Raw genomic sequence first — 24110 nt, 5'->3', positions numbered from 1 at the left:
AAACCGCCGAAAGGCGGTTTTTTTTTAAGCGAGTGCAGTCTTGGGCAGAGGTTGGTAGAGTTCCTGGATGACTTCATTGATTGTTGTATCATAAATTAGGAAAATAACCTCTGACAACGTGGTGGTGAGTTGGTACATATCTTCTTTGCTTCGAATCGTCGTAGGGTTTTCAATATATTGTTCTAAAGTTGTCATCGCTAAGCTGCTGGTTGGTGATGGTACTCGAGTCGGCGTGTTGACACTTAGCCGAATAAGTTTTTTTTGCAATGTTTCCATTCTCCGTACAAGCCTGCTATCCCCTTTCTCATTGTCAATATAGTCGATACACAAACGCAATTGTGTGAGGGCATCGAGGCAGTCAAATACGCCTTGCCAAGTTTGTGAATACTCAATATCTAAAGCATCGCTATATTGGTTAGCAATCCAGTCGACAACAAGATCATCTATTAACAAAAGACTATGTCGGATGATTTTCCCATGAGCGATTTGACTGCGACTGACATTGAGCTGACTCCAACGTCCCAATAGCTGTTTGATGTTTTGCTCAAGAATCCGGTACATCGGTTTGTTGTCAAACGGAGCCAGTTCAATTAGGTCACTGCTCATCTTCGTGAGTCTTTGCTGCGTTAACGTAATATGCCTTGATTTGTCTTGACCAAACATCAAGGTGTAATGAGCCGCATTGCGGTGTTGTCGAGTAACTTCGATGATATCACGCAGTGCGACAATTAACTGATAGCGGTGTTCGTGCTGAGATGAGTGCTTTTTAGCTGCATAACTTAATCCTAATAAGGTGCACAGTGCTACCGCGAGTGAGATGAAAACAAACATATTGACCTCCTACTAAAGTTTGCGATCTACCACTTTAGTAGCAATGCTAATGCCAAGATTATTACCTATTAAAATCAACAGCTTATAAATTACATAGGCGATCACTTGCTTAAGGTTGGTGCAATAATGGCTCTTTTGGGGCGTTCAAATGAAAAAAGCCAGCAGATTGCTGGCTTTGTGGATTATCGATATCGATGTGCTTACATTACGCGCATACCGGGTTGAGCGCCTTCATGGGGTTCAAGGATCCATAAATCGCTTCCGCCAGGACCAGCAGCAAGGATCATTCCTTCAGACATGCCAAATTTCATCTTGCGTGGTTTGAGGTTCGCGACCATTACAGTTAGCTTGCCCTCGAGCTCTTCAGGTTTGTAAGCCGATTTTATGCCAGAGAAAACTTGACGCGTTTCACCGCCAATATCAAGTTGGAATTTAAGCAATTTGTTCGCTTTAGGTACTTCTTCACAAGAAATAATACGAGCAATACGCATATCCACCTTGGCAAAGTCATCGAACTCAATCTCGTCAGCAATGGGTTCTTTATCTAGCTCTGTTTGGCTTGCTTTCTCTTTCTCAGCTTCCGCTTTTTCCTTAGCCGCCATTTCTTTAGCCGCATCCTCTTTTGATGCTTCTACCATCGCTTCGACTTTCTTAGGATCAATACGATTAAATAGCGCCTTGAACTTAGTGATTTCATGATTTGTTAAAGGTTGAGCAACGCCATCCCAAGTTAACTCTTCATTTAGGAAACCTTCTGTACGGGCAGCGAGATCAGGCATGACCGGTTTTAGGTAGGTTATTAGCACGCGGAACAAGTTGATTCCGACCGAGCAGATATCTTGCAGTTCTTGATCTTTACCTTCTTCTTTTGCGACCACCCAAGGTGCTTTTTCATCTACATATTGGTTGGCTTTGTCAGCAAGGGCTGTGATTTCACGAATGGCACGGCCAAATTCGCGAGCTTCGTAGAGCTCAGCAATGCGTTCCGCTGCAGCGACGAAATCGTCGTAAAGCTCAGGCTCGGCGAAGTGTTCAGATAGCTTGCCTTCGAAACGCTTGCTGATGAAACCGGCATTTCGAGACGCGAGGTTAACAATTTTGTTTACAACATCAGCGTTTACACGTTGAGTGAAGTCTTCAAGGTTAAGGTCAAGATCGTCAATACGGCTATTGAGTTTGGCGGCGTAGTAGTAACGCAGGCACTCTGGATCTAGGTGCTCAAGGTAAGTGCTCGCTTTAACGAATGTGCCTTTTGACTTAGACATTTTTGCGCCGTTAACCGTCACGTAACCGTGAACAAAAACGTTATTTGGCTTACGGAAACCAGAGCCTTCTAGCATTGCAGGCCAAAATAGACTGTGGAAATATACGATGTCTTTACCAATGAAGTGGTATAGCTCGGTGTTACTGTCTTTATTCCAATACTCGTTGAAATCAAGATCATCACGTTTGTCACAAAGGTTTTTAAATGAACCCATGTAACCGATAGGTGCGTCTAGCCAAACGTAGAAGAACTTATCTTTTTCGCCAGGGATTTCAAAACCAAAGTAAGGTGCATCACGAGAGATATCCCACTGTTGCAATCCAGATTCGAACCACTCTTGCATTTTATTTGCAGTTTCAGTTTGTAAAGAGCCTGAGCGAGTCCACTCTTTAAGCATGCTTTCAAATTGTGGCAAGTCGAAGAAAAAGTGCTCAGAATCTTTCATTACTGGTGTTGCGCCTGATACAGCAGACTTGGGATCAATCAATTCTGTTGGGCTGTAGGTTTCGCCACAATTGTCGCAGTTATCCCCGTATTGGTCTTCAGACTTACACTTAGGGCAAGTACCTTTCACAAAACGGTCTGGCAAAAACATTTCTTTTTCAGGGTCAAAGAGCTGAGAAATAGTACGACTAGAGATAAAACCGTTTTTCTTAAGCTCTAAATAGATATGAGAAGCAAGCTCACGGTTCTCTTCGCTGTGTGTGCTATGGTAGTTATCGAAGCTAATATCGAAACCAGCAAAGTCTTTTTGGTGCTCTTCACTAACTGCCGCGATCATTTCTTCAGGCGTGATCCCCATTTGCTGAGCTTTCAGCATAATTGGTGTGCCGTGAGCATCGTCAGCACAAATGAAATTTACTGTGTTGCCACGTAGGCGTTGGTAGCGTACCCAGATATCCGCTTGGATATGTTCTAGCATGTGTCCTAAGTGGATAGAACCATTAGCATAGGGAAGGGCGCAGGTTACCAATAGTTTTCTTGGATCAGTTGCCATACTTTTTTATTCGCTTCAGTCATAAACATTGAATTAATCGCTAATATTACATGATGACAGTCACGACTCCAAGTTGTCTGAGAGTGGATTCCCATAACTTTTTTAGGGTTCTGATTACCAAGCCACGGTGATAGCATGGCAGAAAACAGGAGGCTTTATGCAGACGTTTAAATCTAAACAGGAATTTTGCTCGTGGCTCGGACAGTTCGAAGCAAAAAATTTAATGAGCGGTTGGAATGAGATCGCTAATTTGGTGCGTGTTACTCACGATGGCACTTTTGAAATTACCTTGCCATTTGCAAGTAAGAGCTTAGTGGATGAGATTTCAGCTTGGATCAGTAGCCAGCAACAGCAATCGCTTGTTGCACCGTTTGAGTTTAGCGTCAAGGCCATCACTCAAACTCTAGAATCTCAAAATGGTGGGGCGGTTAAAGGGGTCAAAAATGTAATTGCGGTGACGTCGGCAAAAGGTGGCGTCGGAAAATCGACCACGGCGGTGAATTTGGCACTAGCTATGAACCAATTGGGCGCAAAAGTCGGTTTACTCGATGCGGATGTTTATGGGCCATCGGTACCATTGATGTTAGGCACGCGTGACGCAAAGCCAGAGGTCAGAGATGGCAAGTGGATGCAGCCCGTGGAAGCTCATGGTATTTATACACAATCGATAGGCTACTTAGTTGACGAGAGTGAAGCCGCTATTTGGCGTGGGCCAATGGCCTCTAAAGCTTTGGTTCAGCTTCTCAATGAAACCGAATGGCCAGACCTGGATATTTTGGTGATCGATATGCCCCCCGGCACTGGTGACATTCAACTGACGTTGTCCCAGCAAATACCGGTGACCGGAGCCATTATCGTAACAACGCCACAAGATCTTGCTCTCGCCGATGCGATTAAGGGCGCAGCAATGTTCGAGAAGGTCTCAGTACCGGTGCTTGGCGTAGTTGAAAACATGAGCTATCACATTTGCAGCCAGTGCGGCTCTAAAGAGCATATCTTTGGTTCTGGGGGGGCTGAATATATGTCACGTCAATTTGGGCTAAATTTACTCGCTCAGATCCCCTTACATATCCAAATTCGTGAGGATATCGATAGTGGTATTCCTACTATGGCAAGTAACAGAGAAAGTGAGCATCAATCTCAGTATCTTGCTCTGGCTGAACGAGTTTGTGCACAAGCGTACTGGACTGGGCAACCAAAGCCTGACTCAATCGGAGTCAAATTTGTTGAGTGATGTAAAGTACTATTAGTGGCGATAACGATTGCGTACTTACACTTTAAGTGTAACAAAAGTTAGATTCGACAAATATCTGCGATCTTGACTGGTATAAGGAGAATGTTGTCCATATAATTAGCGCACTTATACCGAGCGGTGCTTAAGCGTTCTTAGCTAGCTCGGTACAATATTCACCACCATTTAGCACTAGGTGTAACAAAAATGTCTGATAATAATCAATGCGTCATTGTAGGTATTGCCGGCGCGTCCGCTTCTGGAAAAAGTCTTATCGCGAGTACCATTTATAATGAATTGCGAGCAAAGGTTGGCGATGATCAAATCGGTGTGATTACGGAAGATTGCTATTACAACGATCAAAGCCACTTGAGCATGGATGAGCGTGTAAAAACTAATTATGACCATCCCAATGCGCTTGATCATGATCTACTTTGCCAGCATTTAGAGCAGCTGACTAAGGGCGAAGCCGTTGAGGTACCTGAGTACAGCTACACAGAGCACACTCGCACAGACAATACACAGCCGCTTACACCGAAAAAAGTGATTATCCTAGAAGGCATTTTACTATTAACAGACCCACGTCTTCGTGACCTAATGCATGCAACCGTATTTATGGACACCCCTTTAGACATTTGTTTGCTAAGACGTGTAAAGCGTGATGTTGAAGAGCGTGGCCGTACAATGGAGTCTGTGCTGAAACAGTATCAAAAGACAGTTCGTCCTATGTTTATGCAGTTTATTGAACCATCTAAACAGTATGCCGATATTATTGTCCCTCGTGGTGGTAAGAACCGCATCGCAATCGATGTTCTTAAAGCTCACATTGCAAAATTACTCAAGTCCTAATCAGCAGGGTTTACTTATTTGTAGAGGTGACACGATGTCATCTGGACTATACTCGTAGAGTGTCCAAATAAGGCTTTATTTTTTAATACATTAGTGGCACTTTATGTGCCACTTTTTGTTTTTGTTTGCAAGGACGTTGCTGATGAAAAAACTGTTTCTCTTCATTGCCATACCACTCGCCATTGTTGTTCTCGCAATTGCTGCATTAATGCTTATGGTCAATCCTAATCAATTCAAACCCCTTATTGCAGACCAAGTTCGAAACCAAACGGGTTTAGAGTTGGTAATTGACGGCGATATTGGTTGGCAGTTCTTCCCAAGCTTGGGTTTTCAGCTAGGTGAAACAAGGCTGAACAACCCTAGCGGTTTCACTAACCCTGATTTGTTTACTGTAAAACAAGTCGGGGTGAGCGTCAGTGTCATGCCTTTATTAGACAAAAGGCTTGAAATTGGCAGCGTGGTTTTTGATGGCGCTCAAGTCTATATTGAAACGTTGAAAAATGGAGAAAGTAACCTTGATGCTTTCTCCAAAGCAAGTACACAAACAGAAGCCACTTCGCAACAGACGACATCCAATGAATCGGCATCGCAACCAGCGGATGAAACACAAGCTGCTCAAGAATGGTCTATTGCTTTGTCAGGTGTAACGGTCTCGAATGCGCTGCTTGACATTCGTAATCAACAAACAGGGGCTTCGACACAGCTCTTTGATGTTGGCCTAACGGTATCTGAATTTGTTGCTGACCAATGGACAACGGCGAACTTTCAAGCCAAAGGCAAATCCAATGAACAGAGCTTCGCTGCGACGGGATCGGCTGAATTTAAGCTTAGCCAGAATTTTGTAGAATATGACTTGCGAAATATTGAGTTCAATGCCTCCTATGCTGATGCCGGAAATACCATTGAAAGCGCTCAGATTACTCTAGAGAGCTTCGTGTTCGACACCGTCAACGCGATGACTTATCAAGTCAGTGGATCTTCTCCGGATATGGATTTTAATGCCAAGGGCAGCCTTGGCTTAACCATTAATAAAGCAATCACGCTGGCGAAAGTCGACGCTTTGCAACTAGAGGCCACTCTTGAAGGGACGTCATTGCCACAATCACCAACCGATATTGCGATGTCTTCGGATCTCAGCTTTGATCTCGATAAGAGTTTTCTTGATTTCGTTTTGCATAAGTTAACCGTCAATCAAATTGAGTTAGACGGCAAAGCCACAGTGCAACTAGCTGAAATTCCTAAAATACGTTTTGCGCTTCATAGCCCAAATATTGACGTTGACGCACTTAACGCATCCTCAGCGCAAGCGAGTACTTCATCGCCAGCTTCAGACACTGATGGATCTCAGAGTGAGAGCAAGCCAGAAAATACCAGCCCGCCAGCGCAAAACCAGGAAGTAGAGCCTGATCTATCGGCTTTAACAAACTTGGACATTAAGGGCATTATTAGTATCGACAAATTTAAAGCAGCTAATGCTCATATGCAGAAAGTGAAAGCGGATTTTTATGTCAATAGAGGCGTTGCTGAACTCACCTCATTCAGTTCTCAGCTTTACGGAGGCTCGATTAGTGCTAAAGCGAAGCTTAATGCTAATACTTCGCCGGCTACTTATTCTGCGGTAAAACGCATTAAAGGTGTCAAAGTTCAGCCACTGCTTATTGATGTTATGGACAATGATAAGTTAGAAGGAACCGGTAATATTGATGTCGATGTGTCGGGAAAAAGCTTAACGACTACAGGAATTAAGAATAATCTGGTTGGTACCGTAAAGATAAATTTTTTGGATGGTGCTGTTAATGGTATTAACATCGCACAAATGATTCGCGATACCTATGCGAAAATTCAAGGGCAGAGAGTCTCAGCGAGTAGTGAACCAAAGAAAACAGACTTCAGCGCAATGCGTGCCACGCTCAAACTTAATAAAGGGATTGTAAGTACTAATGACATGAAAGCCGAGTCGCCCCTTTTACGTATAGAAGGATCTGGCAGTGCCAATTATCTGAATGAAACCGTGGACTTCTTAGTGCGTACCTCAGTGGTAGGTACCCTTGAAGGTCAAGGTGGCAAACAGATCACTGAATTGCGAGATGTGACGATTCCAATTAAAGTCACCGGTCAGTGGGCGGATCCGAAATTTGCGTTAATTTTTGATGATGTATTGAAGCAAAAAGCGAAAAAAGAAGTTGAGCGAGCGACAGAGCGCCTTGGTATCAAAGATGAAAAGACCAAGAAAGCCGTGGATGGTTTGCTAAAAGGGCTATTCAATTAACATTTGTGGTTAACGAAAGAAACGGTGTTGATATCAACACCGTTTCTTTATGCCAGTGAACTACAAAGTAACAAATATGCCTGCAAGACAAGCACTCATTAAATTTGCGAGCGTTCCTGCCAATACCGCTTTCAAGCCTAGGTTAGCAACCTCAGAGCGTCTTTCTGGAGACATGATCCCGATGGCTCCAAGCTGGATAGCGACAGAGCCAATGTTAGCAAATCCACAAAGCGCAAAAGTAATAATGACCTTAGAGTGCTCACTTAGCGTTGCCTGGTGCTGTATGAAATCAATAAATGCCACAAACTCATTCATGACAACTTTTTGACCAATGAACGAGCCAGCAAGCAACATTTCACTTTGCTCAACACCAATGACCCAAGCAATAGGCGCGAACACGTAGCCAAAAATGGTCTGTAAGCTCACGCCTTCGACACCAACAAGGTCTAGTGTCGATTCAATGCCTGCGTTGGCCATTGCTATGACACTGACAAAAGCAATTAGCATAGTACCGACGGCGACGGCGACTTTCATACCATTCATGGCACCAGCGGCTAATGCATCAATCAGGTTACTGTGTTCGCCACAGCTAAGTTCGATTGTGTCATGAGAAGCTGGAGTTTGTTGCTCAGGAACCAGCAATTTAGCCATAAGCAAAGAGCCTGGTGCCGCCATAAAGCTTGCAGCAATAAGGTATTTTAACTCGACGCCAAGCCCCGCGTAACCACCAAGAACACTACCAGCAACCGATGCCATACCACCAGCCATAACGGCAAACAGCTCAGATCGGGTCATGGTAGGCAAGAATGGACGCACGAGCAGCGGAGACTCACTTTGGGAAAGAAAAATGTTCCCGGTAGCCACTAAAGACTCGGGCTTAGATGTCCCTAAGAAACGCTGAACGCCGCCGCCAATAAAACGAATGACCATTTGCATTATACCTAGGTAATACAGGGCAGAGATCAGCGCACTGACCACAACAATAATAGGAAGTACTCTGATAGCAAAAATAAAACCTTCATTAGCAAGATCGCCAAATAGGAATTGAATACCAATATCTGAAAAGCTCAGAATTTTAGCAACGCCGTTGCTCAGCGCCCCAAGTGCATGCTGTCCTACAGGAAAGTAGAGAACAAACGCAGCGAAAAGGGTTTGAAGTAATAAGGCTCGGCTGACAATTTTCCAATTAATTGCTTTTCTATTTTCTGAAAATAGAAAGGCGATAAAAAGAAGGGTAAGAATACCGATAAATCCGGATAAAATATTCATGATTACCCTCGGTACGTAGCTATGAAAGTAGAATTAAAAAAAGCGGGCTGTGATCCCCAAGAGGAAACGATAGGTAGTGCAGGAAGCCACAAGGAGTGGTAAGAGAATAAGTTTTTCATTGATGTACCTTTACAAGCGAAATCTGAAGCTGGTCCAAATCCTTGGGGTCGTTCACGGTTCCTTGGTGACGGCTTGTATTGGTTGTTGCCCGTTTAGACGTTCTGAGCAAACGGAGAGGAGTATACAGATAAAAACGAGATCTTCATCTCATTTTTATCTGTGATCTATAAGGTTGTTCGATAGTTAACCTACCAGTCCACACCTTTTAGCGCTTTTACGCCCGACTCGAAGGCGTGTTTGATATTTTTGACTTCTGAAACGGTATCGGCTAGATCAATCAACTCACGGTGTGCACCACGTCCGGTGATAATAACAGACTGCATCTTAGGCCGATTGGTCAGTGCTTTAACCACTTCATCAAGATCAATGTAACCGTAACTCACCATATAGGTGAGCTCGTCAAACAAGATGACATCAAGGGAGTCGTCGTTGAGCATTCTTTTACATTCTTGCCAAACGAGCTGTGCAGCTTCGGTATCCCCAGCTTTATTTTGAGTTTCCCAGGTAAACCCAGTTGCCATCACTTGAAATTCGACACCTAATTTCTCAAGAAGGTTACGTTCGCCGTTTTCCCAAGTCCCCTTTATAAACTGAGCAACGGCACATTTTTTATCATGCCCTACCGCACGCGCAATCGTACCAAAGCCAGAAGTTGATTTTCCTTTGCCGTTACCTGTAATAACCAGCAGTAGTCCTTTCTCTTGCTGGGCATGGGCAATTTTTTTATCGACGTTCTCTTTTACTTTTTGTTGACGTGCTTTATGACGCTGTTGTTTTTGCTCATCCGACAATGACATGGTTATTCCTTGGGTAGCTGCAATTAGTAAGTGTTTAAGTATATGATAATGAAATAGAGAGAGAAAAAAACAAGACAAAAGTTAAGGATAATCACATGAAACGAGTGCTAGTTGTATGCATGGGCAATATTTGTCGTTCTCCCACAGGTGAGGCGGTTCTCAGAGCGAGGGCTGAGAAGAAAGCGATAGATGTGATAATCGATTCAGCCGGCACGATTGGTTATCACCATGGAAATCCTCCAGACAAAAGATCGCGTCAGGCGGGTGAAGCTAGAGGCTACTCTTTTTCAGGTATCCGTGCACGACAAGTTAACGAAGATGATTTTGAACTCTTTGATATGATTTTGGCGGCGGATAGAGACAACCTTACCGATCTCAAGAAACGATGTCCGCACCATTTAAAATACAAGCTTTCACTATTCCTGAGTCATGGTAATTCAAGTCATGACGAGATCCCCGATCCATATTATGGCGGTGAACAGGGGTTTGAGTTGGTGCTGGATTTAATAGAAGATGCAGCTGATGCAGTGTTGGCAAAGCTTTAAATCTAAAAACGCAGCGCATGCTGCGTTTTTGTTTAATGATACTGTCAGGGTTACTGGCTCATTTCACCGCGAAGGACCTCAAGCATTTGCGACTTGACCTCTTCATAATCTAACCCTTGACTCAATAAGTAGTGCAATTTAGCTAAAGCCGCTTCCGGTGTCATATCGAATCCGCTTATAACACCAGCATCGGCGAGCGCACAACCAGTGGCGTATCCATCCATATTGACCTTACCTGCTAGGCATTGTGTTAAATTCACCACAATAACGCCCCGTTCAGATGCCTCTTTTAAATGCGCTAATAGCTCAGGGTTTTGTGGAGCATTTCCAACACCAAAAGTCAATAAAATCATGGCATTAACGGGTTGCAGCAGTGTGTTGCGAATGACCTCGTGAGAGATGCCCGGATACATGGTTATGACACCAATAGGTTGCGGCGTAATATCATGCACCTTGAAGTCACTAGCGGGAGTCTTGTTGATCTCGACGCCGCTGCTCAGTTGAATGTTGATACCAGCTTCAAGTAGCGGAGGCATATTGGGCGATGTAAAGGCATTGAAACCATCGGCGTGCGATTTAGTGCTGCGGTTGCCGCGCATCAATTGGTTATTGAAGAACAAAGTGACTTCATTGATCGGGTAATTTGCTGCGATATGAAGCGCGTTGAGAAGGTTTGCTTGACCATCCGAGCGAAGCTCCGCCAAAGGTATTTGCGAACCCGTAACAATGACAGGTTTTCCTAAATTTTCGAGCATAAAGGATAGCGCAGATGCGGTGTACGCCATCGTATCCGTGCCATGCAAGATAACGAAACCATCGTATTTGTCGTAATTGTCACGAATATCATCGGCGATTTGTTGCCAATCCGCTGGCGTCATATCAGAAGAGTCGATCAGTGGTTCATATTCATGAATGGTAAATTCAGGCATCTCTGGTCGATGAAACTCGGGCATACCAGCCAACTGTTTTTCCATAAAGCCAGCAACAGGAATGTAGCCATGCGCTGATTTTTGCATACCAATGGTACCGCCGGTGTATGCGATATAGATGTGTTTTCTAGTCATGAAAAGTGCCACTGAATAAAGGGACTGTAATTGGCGAGATTATAGCGAAAAACCAACAAAGAGCCACCGTAATGGCCGCTCTTTATTGGTTTTATCAGTATGAATGGTCGTTATTCTAGGTTACAGGTAAGACAAAGTACGTATTGACCCTTCGGGTCATTCAAGGTGTCAAGTAATGTAGTGTGTTGTTGAAACTGCTTGGCCACAGGTAGAAGGCTTTTGGGTACCAAAGATTCTATGTTTAATCCCAGACTAATACTGACTTGCTGCATCATATCCTGTACAAATTGCTGAGCGGGTGTTAGTGGCTCTTCAACCCAATAAATATCATAAGTTTCCAATTGAGCGAGTTTAGCGGCTTCGTCCACAGCGTCATCAAAATCGCCAATTTGGTCAATAAGCCTATGTTCTAAAGCATCTTTTCCGGTCCAGACTCGTCCTTGAGCCACTTTGTCAACTTGCTCGACGGAAAGGCTGCGATTATCCGCTACAAGACCGATGAAGCGTTTGTAGCCGTTTTCTATGCCCATTTGGAATGCTTGGCTCGCCCCTTTTGATAGGCCACTAGCGAAACCTACGCCCGAGAATGGAGAAGTGCCAACCCCGTCAGTATGTACTCCAATTTCATCTAGCCCTTTTTCAAAGGTCGTTACCACACTGAATATGCCGATGGAGCCAGTGATCGATGTCGGTTGTGCAATGATTTTGTCGGCACTCATTGAGATCCAATAGCCGCCAGATGCCGCGACGCTTGACATGGAAACCACAACAGGTTTTCCCGCTTTGCGCAGTGCAGCCACTTCATTGCGAATGACTTCTGATGCAAAAGCGCTACCGCCAGGGCTATCTACTCTTAACACCACAGATTTTACTTTTTTATTTTCGCGAGCTTGTTTAAGCAAGGCTGCCGTAGTATCACCGCCAATGGTGCCGCGAGGTTGCTTGCCATCCATGATCGAACCGCTGGCGACAACCACGGCAATGGACTCATCATGCTCTGGTATCTTACGTGGCATTTCGGCCTGATAGCGATAATAGCCGATGGCATTAAAGCCACCTTTGTTATCACTACCGAAAGCCTCCACCATACTTTGATTGACTTGTTGGCGTGTCGCTAGTTCATCGACAAGCCCCAACTGTTGAGATAGTTTAGCGAGGTCACCATCAACATTTTTCAATAATGCCAAGAATTGGTCCATGTCTGGGTTCAACGTAGCTGGGGAAATTTGACGGTTGGTTGCGACATCTTCGACATACGCTTCCCAAAGTTGGGTAACCCAACGTCTTGCGCTTTCTTTAGCTTCGTCAGACATATCATCACGTAAGAAAGGCTCCACTGCCGACTTGTAGGTGCCGACGCGAAATACGTGTGTGGTGACATCTAACTTCTCGAGCAATGATTTAAAGTACATACTATAGGCGCTGTAGCCTTTTATAAGCACTGCGCCATCAGGGGCAAGGAAGATGGTATCGGCGTAGCTTGATAAGTAATATTGGCTTTGGTTGTAGAAAGCGCCATAAGCATAAACAGGCTTACCAGTTGCTTTAAACTCGTTTATCGCCTTAGCAATGTAACGTAGTTTAGTGAGGCTGGTTTCAGGCATTTCTTTTAATGACAGCACCAGCCCGGAAATATTGTCGTCCGTTGACGCATGGCGAATGCTGTCAACGATATCAAACAGTACATTCTCCTTGGGCAGATCCTTACCAAACAAAGATCCAGTAAAGGAATCCATAGGAGTAAAGTAACGGCTCTGTTCTACGATAGGCCCTGACAAATTGAGCACCAGAGCAGACTTGGTTTTTTCCTCTGTGCTCGCAGGCTCTACATGGGTGAACGCAAAATACAGCATCGCAATGATGGCAAAGAACAATAGGTTAATGATGGCAAGTCTTGTAAAGTTGATGACCTTCCATATGCCTTTAAAGAAAAGGCCGATATAGCGAAATACTGTTTTCATTCTCTCTCCACGTCACAACATTGGTGAACGTTAAAATGGCTACAATCCTAGTTTAGTTGGTGTCTTAAACTAATGAAATACAAAACGGTTTGTGTTTATGAGTTATAGTTGGGCCTGATTCTTAGGCGATTAAAGCGCTTTTGTCGATTTGAAAGCTCAATACTTTTTACCAAATTGATAAAAATAGCTGAGCTGTCATCATAGATTAAGTTCAAAGAAATCAAAAATAAACCTGTTTTATGTTATCAAAATGTAACCAAGTGGTTGCTTTTTTACAGTGTGAGTAATAGTCTGGTCAGACCACAACTATAAGGATGAAGTGATGTCTGCCAAGTATCCAAATTTACTGAAGCCACTGGATTTAGGATTTACCCAACTCAAAAACCGAGTGTTGATGGGCTCAATGCACACCGGTCTTGAAGAACATAAAGAGGGATTAGGTAAGCTTGCCGCGTTTTATGAAGAGAGAGCGAAAGGTGGTGTCGGCCTAATTGTGACGGGCGGTTTTTCACCGAATTTCCGCGGTCGCTTACATCCTTTTAGTTCCGAGTTTAGTAAACCTAAACATGCTAAGGCTCATAAAGTAGTTACAGACGCAGTACATAAACATGACGCTAAAATCGCTTTGCAACTTCTGCATGCAGGACGTTATGCAATGCACCCATTCGCGCAAAGTGCCTCAAATATTAAGGCACCAATCGCGAAATTTGCACCCCACGAAATGAGCAGTCGACAAATACGCAAGACGATCGATGCTTACGCTAACAGTGCCAGCCTAGCGCAATTGGCGGGTTACGATGGGGTAGAGATCATGGGCTCCGAAGGCTATTTCATTAATCAATTTATCTGTAAACGTACTAATGTACGTTACGACGAATGGGGTGGAAGCTATGAAAACCGCATTCGTTTGGCGGTTGAGATTGTTAAAGCCGTGCGCAAAGCCGCGGGTAAAGAGTTCATTATAATCTTCCGTCTTTCTATGCTCGATTTAGTTGAGCAGGGCAGTACATTTGACGAAGTTGTTACCTTAGGTAAGGCGCTCGAAGAAGCGGGGGTGACCATTATTAATACTGGTATCGGTTGGCACGAAGCGCGCATTCCGACCATCGCAACTCAGGTTCCTAGAGCTGCGTTTACCTGGGTGACCGAAAAAATTCGTCCTCATCTTTCTGTACCAGTAGTCACAACCAACCGAATTAATACACCTGATGAGGCAGAAAGGGTTCTCAGTGAAGGGCATGCCGACATGGTGTCTATGGCGAGACCGTTTCTCGCAGACCCTCTATTTGTACAAAAAGCCGTTGAGAATAAAGCGCAGCTAATCAATACCTGTATTGGTTGTAACCAAGCGTGTTTGGACAATGTGTTCAAAGGTAAACGCTCAACTTGTCTGGTGAACCCAAGAGCGTGTTACGAAACTGAAATTAATGTTGAGCCAGCGAAAACAAGTAAGAATATTGCCGTGGTGGGCGCAGGGCCAGCGGGGCTAGCTTGTGCTACGACGTTAGCCGAGAAGGGCCACTCGGTTGATCTCTTTGAGAAGAATGACCGAATTGGCGGCCAGTTCCGATTAGCAATGCAAATACCGGGTAAAGAGGAGTTTCGCGAAACGATTCGTTACTTTGCCAACCGAATTGACGAAACGGGCGTGAAATTACACCTCGATACAGAAGCCAATTTTGATTTACTTGCCGAATACGATGAAGTTGTTCTTTCCACAGGTGTTCAACCACGTATCCCAAGTATAGAAGGCTTGACCACATCAGATAAAGTCATCGACTATCAGACACTGATCCGTGACAAAATTTACCCGGGTAACAGCGTCGCGATTGTAGGTGCTGGTGGAATTGGGGTTGATATCGCCTCAATGCTCACTGAGCCAAAAGAGCATAGCTTAGACGATTGGCTTCATGAATGGGGCATCGACAAAGAGATTGAGCACCCAGGAGGGCTATTCCCATTCCCTGATGAAGCAAGCGATAAAACGGTTTGGGTGTTGCAAAGAAGACCTGGCAGGGTAGGCAAAGGTCCCGGCAAGACAACAGGCTGGATCCACAAACGTACATTGGAAAAACGGGGAGTTAATCTTCTCGGTGGCGTGAGTTACGATAAAATCGATGAAAAAGGCCTACATATTACCGTTAAGGGTGAACACCAATTGCTAGAGGCCGACAAAGTGATTATCTGTGCTGGCCAGGAGTCAGTAAGACCATTTGAAGATAAATGGAGTGAGTTTGGTGAGCGTTTACATGTTATTGGTGGCGCGGATTATGCGGGTGAATTGGATGCAGTACGTGCCATACGCCAGGGGGTAGAGTTGGCGATTAAGCTTTAGTATTGATAATTATTCGTAATTGGGCTGTCATTTGTGAAAGGGTTTGTTACTATCTCAATATAGCGATAAGAAACAAAAGGAAAGAATAATGGATGCGCTCGAGTTATTGCTCAATAGACGTTCAATTGCCCGATTATCAGATCCAGCGCCAGAAGGTGAGGCGCTGGAAAATATCATTAAAGCTGGATTAAGAGCCCCTGATCATGCTGGGTTAACACCGTGGCGATTTGTTTTGTCACAAGGTGATCAAGGCCGACAAAAACTGGCAGATATCTTAACTAATGCGGCTCGCAAAGCTGGCAGTGAAGAAGCTGTTGTTGAAAAAGCGAAAAAGGCACCTTTCCGTGCGCCTTTGGTGATTACCATCGTCGCTAAAGTGACAGAGCACGAGCATGTGCCAGCGTTTGAGCAACACTTATCGGCTGGTTGTGCGGTACAAGCCATGCAAATGGCTGCGGTTGCACAGGGCTTCCAGGCATTTTGGCGTTCGGGTAAATGGATGTTCGACGACAATGTTCGAGAAGCTTTTGGTGTACACGGTGAGGATCAAATCGTTGGTTTTCTGTATGTTGGAACACCGGGCTGTACACCGATGAAAGTACCGGAAAGAGAGCTCTCTAAGTTCGTTGAGTTTTTATAACTGTTTATTTGTACAGTTTTTCTTGATTAATAAAGGTAAGCTTGGTTAAGCTTACCTTTATTTTTTCGATCCACTGAGCCCTTAATGACGACACTCTACATTGCAGAAAAACCAAGCCTTGGCAGAGCCATCGCCGCAGCCTTACCTAAGCCCCAGAAAAAGGGAGATGGATTTATTCAATGCGGCAGTGGTGATGTAGTGACATGGTGCATCGGACATTTGCTAGAGCAGGTCGAGCCAGACAGTTATCATGAGCGATACAAGAAGTGGTCTTTAGTGGATCTGCCGATTGTTCCCGATACCTGGCAATTGAGGCCAAGAAAAAGCGCCAGCAAACAGCTCACTGTAGTGAAAAAGCTACTTAAGGGTGCCACTCAGATTGTTCACGCAGGCGATCCGGATCGCGAAGGGCAACTTCTGGTCGATGAGGTACTCGACTATTGCAAAGTGAGCAAACAGAAAAAATCACAAGCACAGCGACTTCTTATTAATGACCTAAACCTACCAGCAGTTAAAAAAGCACTGAAGCAGTTACGCTCTAACAATGAATTTATCCCCTTGTCGGTTTCAGCTTTGGCTCGTTCTCGCGCTGATTGGCTCTATGGAATGAACATGACCAGAGCATATACTTTGCTCGGGCAAAAGGCCGGCTATCAAGGTGTTCTTTCCGTGGGCAGAGTGCAAACCCCTGTATTGGGATTAGTGGTACGCCGAGATGAAGAAATTGAAAACTTCGTGCCTCAGGACTACTTTACACTGCACGCACTGATTCCCTATCAAGAGGGTAACGAGCTGTTTGACATTCGCGCAAGGTGGAAACCAAGCGAGGCGTGTAAGCCCTGGCAAGATGAGGAAGGACGCGTTATTCAGCGCAAGCTAGTTGAAAATGTCGCTGCCCGCATTGCTAATCAACCGGCAACAGTAAAAAAATCGGAAAATAAGCAAACTAAGAGCAATGCACCATTGCCTTACTCTTTGTCCTCTTTGCAGATTGATGCGGCAAAACGATTTTCAATGAGTGCCCAGCAGGTGCTCGATACGTGTCAGTCTTTGTACGAAAAACATAAGCTCATTACTTATCCTCGCTCAGACAGCCGTCACCTTCCCAATGATCACTATGGTCAGGCAAGTCAAGTTATGGCGGCTATATCAAACAATGCATCGTCACTAAGCTCTGCAGTGTCAAACGCTGACATGAGCTTGCGTTCAAAAGCGTGGAATGACAGTAAAGTCGATGCGCACCATGCAATTATTCCTACTCCAAAACAATCCAGCTCTGTATTGTCAGCCAATGAAGAGAAAATCTATGGTTTGATTGCGCGCCAATATGTCATGCAGTTTTATCCTGCAGCAGTTTATGCTGAAGCACTGCTTGAGTTTGATATTCAAGGGGGGCTATTTATTGCCAAGGGTAAGAAACTGCTCAAACCCGGTTGGCGTGTACTCCTGGGGGGGAAAGCGGCAACAGACAATAACAATGATCAGCAAGACGATGTTGTACCCCCTTTAGACGTTGGCACTACGCTGCATTGCAGGGAAGGGGAAATTAAAGACAAAAAGACCGAGCCGCCAAAGCATTTTAGTGAAGCAACACTGCTGCAAGCGATGACGGGGATTGGACGTTTTGTTGAAGACAAATCATTGAAGAAAATTCTTCGTGAGACGGACGGCATTGGCACCGAAGCAACACGCGCTGGTATCCTAGATACGCTGTTTAAAAGACAACTGCTGAAAAGAGAAGGTAAACAAGTTAGAGCGACTCCAGCGGGAAGGGGCTTGATACATGCGTTACCTGATGAGTCTACTTATCCCGATATGACTGCTCACTGGGAATTTCAACTGCAGGGTATGGCTGAAAGAACTCAGGCCTATGAGCCATTCATGGATACGCTACAACAAAAGGTGGCGATGATTATGCAGCAAGTGAAACAGTCACCAGTACCAACGTCGCTAAATAATTTGCCCAAGGTTGAGAGGCCTGCGTACAAGAAAAGGAAATTTAGCAAGCGAGGCAAGAAAAGCGCATAACGCGCCTTTCATGCTGCTGTTTTTACCAGGGAATGATACTGCCATCAAAGTTGATAAACTGACCAGATTGCTGACTCTGAGCATTGATGATGACGTCAACCAGCCCCTTTGCTGAATCCTCAGGGGATATCAGCGCATTTGGCCCACCCATTTGGGTTTGAACCCATCCTGGGTGCAGTGCCAGCACAGTAAATCCTTCCTGGCTTAAATCATTACTCAAACTTTTCACGACAGAGTTCAGTGCCGCCTTCGATGAGCGATAGATATAGCCGCCGCCGGAGGTGTTCTCTGCCATACTGCCTACTTTAGAAGACAAACAAATGATCTTCTTTATCGATGAGTTAATCAGTTTTGGGTAAAGCAGTTCGACAAGTTTAAGAGGGGCCATCGTATTGATTTCAAATACTTTGCGCCATTCCTCAACGTCCGTATTTCCAAAACCATAGCCTTTAGGGCCATAGTAACCTGCATTATTAATCACCATATCAAGTTCAGGAAGTGTCGAAACAAGTTGAGCGGCCTCGGGGTAGTTAACGACATCGAGAACATGGGTCGTGAGATGGGATTCACTGGTTTCTAGTGCAAGCAGTTCCTGAGCTGAACTGGCACTGCGATAGGTGGCATGAACTCTATAGCCCCCGGCAAGAAGTGTTTTAGTCAGAGCCAGACCAATTCCTCGGTTAGCACCAGTAATAAATACAGTTTTCATACAAGCTTCCTAGCGATAAGATGGCTTTAGTATAAATGAAAAGCAGACCCACTGATGCACCAAACTAAGATCCCTTTGATTTATCATCCTAGCTACTCATCATTAGCATTACCTGAAGATCATCGCTACCCCATCAACAAATATCGCTTTTTGTATCAGGCCATCAAATCAAAGTACTTCCATTTAGAAGGTCACCCTTTTACTGAGCCTAAATCAAAGGCGGTGAGCAGTGACATCATCGCCAAAACGCATTGTCCCGCTTATGTGGAGTCACTAATGAAAGGGACATTACCAGCAGCCAAGTTAAGGCGTATAGGCTTTCCTTGGAGCGAGGCGCTGACTCAAAGAACATTGACATCAACAGGAGGGACCTGCCTCGCGGTAGAGCAGGCTCTGGAGTGCGGGATCGCGATTCACTTAAGTGGTGGCTATCATCATGCGCACTATGATTATGGTAGTGGCTTCTGCGTGTTTAATGATCTGGTGATTGCAGCAAAACACGCCCTCGAGCTAGGCGCGGAAAAAGTACTCATCGTCGATAGTGATGTGCATCATGGTGATGGCACGGCGACGTTAACTGAAAATGAGCCGGCCATAGTCACGCTGTCCGTGCATTGTGATAAAAACTTTCCCGCGAGAAAGCCTGCTTCTGATTTTGATGTGCCATTGTTAAAAGGCACTGAAGATGAAGAGTTTTTAATCAGCTTTAAACAAGTAGTTGACTTGGCGCTGCGCATACATCAGCCAGACCTGGTCATCTTTGATGCTGGCGTTGATATTCATGAACAAGATGAGCTGGGTTTCTTTAACATAACCTTGAGTGGAATATTAGAGCGAGATCAGTGGCTGTTAGACACCTGTATGAATCAGGACATTCCCGTCGCGTGTGTCGTCGGAGGCGGTTATCGAAGCCAGCACGAACAACTGGTTCCTATACATATGTGTCTTATCGACTCGGCATATCAGGTTTGGAGTCGTCGCAAAAAGGAGCAGAAATGAAACATCGGATCCGCGCGGCAGGTGTCGCGCTTAATGAGAACAAAATACTCATGTTAAAGGTTGAAGATGAATTCTCCGGTGAGTACTGGATTCTCCCAGGTGGCGGACTAGAAGAACAAGATACCACGACTAAATCCGCTCTTGCTCGGGAGTTTCATGAAGAAACGGGACTATCGGTGAGCGTTGGCGAGCTACTTTGTGTTAGGGAGTTTCGTGAAGTCTCAAGGGCTGTTTATCACCTTGAATTGTTTTATCTTGTTAACGAGTGGCACGGCGATATTTCACTAAGTAACCTTAAAGGGCTTAATGATGCCAATTATATCAAAGAGGTACGCTGGGTTTCTCTTGGCGATTTAGAGCAAAAGAAAGTGTTTCCCAAAGATCTTGTCACTGAAGTCATTCCTCTTGTTAAGCAGAAGCGGTACTCAAAGCACCTGGGGAGTTACGTTCAGGGAAAGAGTGATGACGTCAACCTTCTAGATTAAATGATTGGACATCTGTATGATGCACCACTTCACGCAGACTTGATGGGTGCCAACTTATGAATCGCAAGAAAAAAATCAATCAAATACACAAAGCTCGAATGAAAAAAGCGAATGCTAAAAAGAATGGCGCAGGCAAGAATAAACCGCGTTATATATCAAAAGCTGAGCGCGCTAAAATGGAGGCAGAGCAGCAACAAGAAGTCGTTGTTGCTGAGTCGGGCGAGAGCGCTGCTCTAGAAGCACAGTAAAACGCCGCCAATAAGATTGCTCAGTCACTTTGACTGGGCAACAACCATTTCAATTGCTATTCATCCTGTCGCGCCCTGGAAGTCATGGGCGTCATATCCAAACTTCCAAGCCGACCATCCGCCGTCGCATCTTAATTGGGTTCGTTGTGAATACGACCTCCGCTATACTCGCCAGGCTCTTACTTTTATTAGTACGAATGACACGGGCAGTGGTTTAAGTGCGCTTTTAAGTTCAAAGAAGTCCAGCGACACCACGTCAAGCGGTGACTAAAGGGGAGGTGTCCGAGAAGTATCTTTGCTGTGCGGCAAGCATCGAAGTGTAAACACAATTCAGGACGAGACAGTAAAACGAAAAAAGGCCGCTAATTTCTTAGCGGCCTTTCTGAATGTGGCGGAGAGATAGGGATTTGAACCCTAGAACCGCTATTAACGGTTGCCGGTTTTCAAGACCGGTGCTTTCGACCACTCAGCCATCTCTCCGTGTTGGTGCGCATAATAATGTGCATTGCCTTTCTTGTAAACCCCTATTTTAATCAAGTGATTAGTAAATGAGCACTTGATTGAAAAAAGAGGTTGGGGTGTTTAAAAGTTAGACTAATATGTCTAACCAGTCCGCAAAAATAAACGTTTGAGCGGAAAAATGGTCGGACTGAGAGGATTTGAACCTCCGACCCCCGACACCCCATGACGGTGCGCTACCAAGCTGCGCTACAGTCCGAACACTGCCAACGTTGTGCTGTTGGATTGCCAATAAAATAACGATTCGTGTTTATCAAGTCAACCTCCTAATAGTAATAACATCGACGGTGAAGAATAATAACGAAGTCAACTGGTTATAGATTGAGCGCTTGGTTGCTGGTCGACATCTCCACAACAAGATGGTTGGGAAAACCAGCGCGCGTATGGGGGAACTGGATGCCATTTGACGCAAAATATCTAAAAAGCAAATGAATGCTAATTTTATGACACCCTGCCCAAGTGAGAGGATAGCGTTTACAGTTTAGCCGTCATTACCTTATTCAGCTAAAAGGAGTGAATCACTTGCAAAGCCAAACGATTGTGGATGCTTTTATAGATTCAAAGAACAAGAGCCAGAGCGTAGGGGCAGTCCAATGGCGTTATTAATGACTCTTCCACTGTTATTTGCCCCCGTGGCTAAGCAAGATGCAAAGGGCATTTCTCGCAGTGCAATTACTTGTGAAGTGACAAAATGGAATAATGGCAAATTACAATATGCCGAGAAGTGCAGCATGCGTTAGAAGTGCTTGGCAGCGCTAAGGCATATCATTTGATAAAGACGCAGTATCGAAAGGCTCAGTATCGAAAGGCTCAGAGACAACAACGCCCTTGCAACGTGAATCGTAAGGGCGTTCTCATATGCGTTAACTTGCTATCGTTTAGCGGCTTTTTGAGTAAAAACGTTGCAGTTCAGTAAAACCTTGCATTAGCACTGGCAGTTTAGGGTTCTTATTATCAAGGCTTTGATAATCGTTGTCATAAAGGCTGTAATTGCCAAACTTGTCGACTACTGTAGTGTCTTTGTCTGTAATCAATGCGACCTCTCTAGTGTCTCCTGCTAGTACCCATCGACGCTTAGACTCCGAAAACAGATTACGGCCACTGCTGTAATGTTTGGCATTGGTCGATACACCACTGAGATCTTGCATCAAGGTAACCGAAAGATCGAGATGGCTCGTCATATGGTCGTAGTTAGCGGCGAGTTTACCAGGCCAGTGAATAACCATAGGAACACGCAGCTGATACTGGCTGTAGTTGCTATTCGAGCCCCAGCTTCGGGTTTTGGTCTCATTGAATTCAGTTCCGTGATTAGACGTTAAAATTACAATGGTTTTATCAAGCAGTTCGTTTTCTTCAAGCGAGCTGATAATCTTGCCAAACTCTTCATCAGCTGCCGCTGCAGCATTGGCATAAGCTTCTACAAAGCGTTCTTCAGGACTTAAATTTGGCGTACTTGGCTTGTACCGGCTAAAGTCATCAACAGTGGTGAGTTCAATAAAGCTAAACCACGGTGAAGATGTATTCTCTAACAACGATGACTTCCAACGTTCTACAGTGCTGAGCTTTGCCTCGGTACTCGTTGTGGAAATTTCGCTAAATTCTCCATTTGCCAGGAAGGCCCTTAAAATCGTTTCTCGATACAAATCGTCACTGAAGTTATCGCCACTTACCATATTGAATGAGTAGCCTTGGTCTTCAAGGGTCGTCAAAAACAGCGGCGCTGTCCCTTGCGCTTTTATGCTACTCGCGTAACTGCTTGGCAACCCATAGAACAGACCGAACGCACCATATGCATCATTGCTTGAACTATAGTGATTGGTAAAGTTCTGGTTCGCCAAGGAAAATTGATAAGCGTTTGGCATGTATTCTTGTTGTAGAGCATCACTACGTAAGTTATTGATGCTAATCAGTAGAACATTATAGTTCTCGGAACGGCGATTAAACTCTATCTTCTCAATTGGGTAACGGACTAAGTCTACAGAGCCTTTATTTTCTTTTAATTTGGTTATGTATTCTTCACGATCCAATAAACCGTGTTTTTCCATAAACGATTTTGCCGTCATTGGGTACGACAAAGGAAAATTTGCTTTCTGTGCGGTCACTGGGTTATAGAAATACGCATCGGCCCACATAAATATGAGGTGGCTAGTGACAAAGCAAACAAAGAACAACGCGGCGATTGGTCGGCCGATATGTTTATGTGACAACTTACGTTGCTTGCGCCATACCCACTCTGACAAAGCCAGCTGAATAAGGAATATTGGTGGAAGCACGATAAAAAGGTGTTGCAAATCGGCACTAACGGTATTGTCTTCAGTGCTAAAAAGAAGATCCCAGACGACCGGTGATAAGTGCAGGTTAATACTTTGATACGCTTGAGTATCAATCAGTAAGATCGTCAACCCAAACGTAGCAAAACAGACCGCAACAATTCGGAACAGCTTTCGCGAAGGGATCACGAAAGTCAGTGGAAATAGTATCAACAGATACAAGGCAAAAACAAGAAAGCCAAAGTGCCCTATCCAAGAAATTAATAGGTAGAACTGACCCAACAGTGTCTCAGGCCAAGGCGACTGAGCAATATATCGGGTACCAATAAGCATGGCCGCAATAGTATTAAAAAATGCAAACCAGTGTCCCCAGCCCACTAGGCGAGAGACTCGTTCACCGTATGTATTTCCGTTATCTACCATTTGCCGATAAAATTCCGTGCTTAATTATGTTGCGACTATGCGTCGATCGAAGACAACAGTGCCTGAGAGAATTTTTCCGCAATTGCGTGGCGTTGTGAAGCCGCAACGTCTTGATTTAAGACATTGGTTGCGATATTTCCTGCAATCATGAGAGAAAGCTCTGGAGTAGCACCGTGTTTTTCTAACACTGCTGCCACTTCAGAAAGAATTTCTTCAACTTGATTGTCACTGTATTTGGATGTAATTGGCATAACGAC

General features: G+C 44.7%; 20 protein-coding genes and 2 tRNA genes. 11 read left to right on the top strand and 11 right to left on the bottom strand.

All coding sequences use genetic code 11. The annotated features are described in order from the left end of the window. Nucleotides 1-24 precede the first annotated feature (24 nt). On the bottom strand, nt 25-831 hold the full coding sequence (locus LNL84_RS10560) for a hypothetical protein (RefSeq protein WP_244357208.1): 807 nt from the start codon (nt 829-831) through the stop codon (nt 25-27). 200 nt (nt 832-1031) lie between these two features. Beyond that, nucleotides 1032-3092 (bottom strand): methionine--tRNA ligase, encoded by a 2061-nt coding sequence (gene metG, locus LNL84_RS10555; protein ID WP_244357207.1) that lies wholly within the window; start codon nt 3090-3092, stop codon nt 1032-1034. A gap of 157 nt (nt 3093-3249) precedes the next feature. Here metG and apbC point away from each other — a divergent pair, with 157 nt between their 5' ends. The 3 genes from apbC to LNL84_RS10540 all read left to right on the top strand — a co-directional run bounded on the left by apbC (nt 3250) and on the right by LNL84_RS10540 (nt 7441). Beyond that, a complete protein-coding gene (gene apbC, locus LNL84_RS10550) occupies nt 3250-4326 on the top strand; it encodes an iron-sulfur cluster carrier protein ApbC (RefSeq protein WP_244357206.1) in 1077 nt (358 codons plus the stop codon). 204 nt (nt 4327-4530) lie between these two features. Beyond that, nucleotides 4531-5172: a uridine kinase gene (udk, locus tag LNL84_RS10545; RefSeq protein ID WP_244357205.1), complete on the top strand. Its 642-nt coding sequence runs from the start codon at nt 4531-4533 to the stop codon at nt 5170-5172. 142 nt (nt 5173-5314) lie between these two features. Next, the gene (locus LNL84_RS10540) at nt 5315-7441 is read left to right on the top strand and encodes an AsmA family protein (protein WP_244357204.1); all 2127 of its coding nucleotides are present in this window, start codon (nt 5315-5317) and stop codon (nt 7439-7441) included. Nucleotides 7442-7501: 60 nt separating this feature from the next. On the opposite strand, the gene LNL84_RS10535 is transcribed toward LNL84_RS10540, so the two are convergent. Together LNL84_RS10535 and cobO are read right to left on the bottom strand one after the other, a co-directional pair. Beyond that, entirely contained in the window at nt 7502-8710 is a 1209-nt protein-coding gene (locus tag LNL84_RS10535) for a NupC/NupG family nucleoside CNT transporter (RefSeq protein WP_244357203.1), read from the bottom strand. A 308-nt stretch (nt 8711-9018) separates the two neighbouring features. Then, entirely contained in the window at nt 9019-9627 is a 609-nt protein-coding gene (gene cobO / locus LNL84_RS10530; protein WP_244357202.1) for a cob(I)yrinic acid a,c-diamide adenosyltransferase, read from the bottom strand. Between the two features lie 95 nt (nt 9628-9722). Here cobO and LNL84_RS10525 point away from each other — a divergent pair, with 95 nt between their 5' ends. After that, a complete protein-coding gene (locus LNL84_RS10525; RefSeq protein ID WP_244357201.1) occupies nt 9723-10172 on the top strand; it encodes a low molecular weight protein-tyrosine-phosphatase in 450 nt (149 codons plus the stop codon). A gap of 50 nt (nt 10173-10222) precedes the next feature. Here the strand turns inward: LNL84_RS10525 and ansA are convergent, their stop codons facing one another. Together ansA and sppA are read right to left on the bottom strand one after the other, a co-directional pair. Then, nucleotides 10223-11236, bottom strand: coding sequence for an asparaginase (gene ansA / locus LNL84_RS10520; RefSeq protein WP_244357200.1), 1014 nt, complete (start codon nt 11234-11236; stop codon nt 10223-10225). Between the two features lie 110 nt (nt 11237-11346). Beyond that, a complete protein-coding gene (sppA, locus tag LNL84_RS10515) occupies nt 11347-13197 on the bottom strand; it encodes a signal peptide peptidase SppA (protein WP_244357199.1) in 1851 nt (616 codons plus the stop codon). 322 nt (nt 13198-13519) lie between these two features. On the opposite strand from sppA, the gene LNL84_RS10510 reads away from it, so the two are divergent. The 3 genes from LNL84_RS10510 to LNL84_RS10500 all read left to right on the top strand — a co-directional run bounded on the left by LNL84_RS10510 (nt 13520) and on the right by LNL84_RS10500 (nt 18200). Then, complete coding sequence (locus tag LNL84_RS10510) at nt 13520-15532, top strand: NADPH-dependent 2,4-dienoyl-CoA reductase (protein WP_244357198.1); 2013 nt, start codon at nt 13520-13522, stop codon at nt 15530-15532. Nucleotides 15533-15620: 88 nt separating this feature from the next. After that, a complete protein-coding gene (locus tag LNL84_RS10505; RefSeq protein ID WP_244357197.1) occupies nt 15621-16172 on the top strand; it encodes an NAD(P)H nitroreductase in 552 nt (183 codons plus the stop codon). An 84-nt stretch (nt 16173-16256) separates the two neighbouring features. Further along, nucleotides 16257-18200: a DNA topoisomerase III gene (locus LNL84_RS10500; RefSeq protein ID WP_244357196.1), complete on the top strand. Its 1944-nt coding sequence runs from the start codon at nt 16257-16259 to the stop codon at nt 18198-18200. A 22-nt stretch (nt 18201-18222) separates the two neighbouring features. Here LNL84_RS10500 and LNL84_RS10495 read toward each other — a convergent pair whose 3' ends face one another. After that, the gene (locus LNL84_RS10495; RefSeq protein ID WP_244357195.1) at nt 18223-18909 is read right to left on the bottom strand and encodes an SDR family oxidoreductase; all 687 of its coding nucleotides are present in this window, start codon (nt 18907-18909) and stop codon (nt 18223-18225) included. Between the two features lie 54 nt (nt 18910-18963). On the opposite strand from LNL84_RS10495, the gene LNL84_RS10490 reads away from it, so the two are divergent. Genes LNL84_RS10490 through LNL84_RS10480 form a run of 3 tightly spaced genes read left to right on the top strand, consistent with a single transcriptional unit; the run spans nt 18964 to nt 20641 of the window. Continuing rightward, nucleotides 18964-19908 (top strand): histone deacetylase family protein, encoded by a 945-nt coding sequence (locus tag LNL84_RS10490; protein WP_244357194.1) that lies wholly within the window; start codon nt 18964-18966, stop codon nt 19906-19908. Beyond that, nucleotides 19905-20393: an NUDIX domain-containing protein gene (locus LNL84_RS10485; RefSeq protein ID WP_244357193.1), complete on the top strand. Its 489-nt coding sequence runs from the start codon at nt 19905-19907 to the stop codon at nt 20391-20393. Before LNL84_RS10490 ends, LNL84_RS10485 begins: the two co-directional genes overlap by 4 nt. Before the next feature lie 56 nt (nt 20394-20449). Next, complete coding sequence (locus LNL84_RS10480; protein WP_244357192.1) at nt 20450-20641, top strand: DUF2986 domain-containing protein; 192 nt, start codon at nt 20450-20452, stop codon at nt 20639-20641. A gap of 389 nt (nt 20642-21030) precedes the next feature. On the opposite strand, the gene LNL84_RS10475 is transcribed toward LNL84_RS10480, so the two are convergent. Continuing rightward, a tRNA-Ser gene (locus tag LNL84_RS10475) sits at nt 21031-21121 on the bottom strand. 161 nt (nt 21122-21282) lie between these two features. Further along, nucleotides 21283-21359, bottom strand: a tRNA-Pro gene (locus LNL84_RS10470). Nucleotides 21360-21753: 394 nt separating this feature from the next. Between LNL84_RS10470 and LNL84_RS10465 the strand changes: the two genes are divergently transcribed. Further along, nucleotides 21754-21900 (top strand): hypothetical protein, encoded by a 147-nt coding sequence (locus LNL84_RS10465; RefSeq protein WP_244357191.1) that lies wholly within the window; start codon nt 21754-21756, stop codon nt 21898-21900. Nucleotides 21901-22038: 138 nt separating this feature from the next. Here LNL84_RS10465 and LNL84_RS10460 read toward each other — a convergent pair whose 3' ends face one another. Beyond that, entirely contained in the window at nt 22039-23853 is a 1815-nt protein-coding gene (locus tag LNL84_RS10460) for a DUF3413 domain-containing protein (RefSeq protein ID WP_244357190.1), read from the bottom strand. A gap of 35 nt (nt 23854-23888) precedes the next feature. Further along, nucleotides 23889-24104 carry a YejL family protein gene (locus tag LNL84_RS10455; RefSeq protein ID WP_244357189.1) on the bottom strand — a complete coding sequence of 72 codons (216 nt, stop codon included), beginning with the start codon at nt 24102-24104 and terminating at the stop codon, nt 23889-23891. Nucleotides 24105-24110 lie beyond the last annotated feature (6 nt).

It is taken from the genome of Vibrio gelatinilyticus (assembly GCF_022836845.1).
Taxonomy (GTDB): Bacteria; Pseudomonadota; Gammaproteobacteria; order Enterobacterales; family Vibrionaceae; genus Vibrio; species Vibrio gelatinilyticus.
This window is presented reverse-complemented; position numbering and strand designations above follow the sequence as displayed.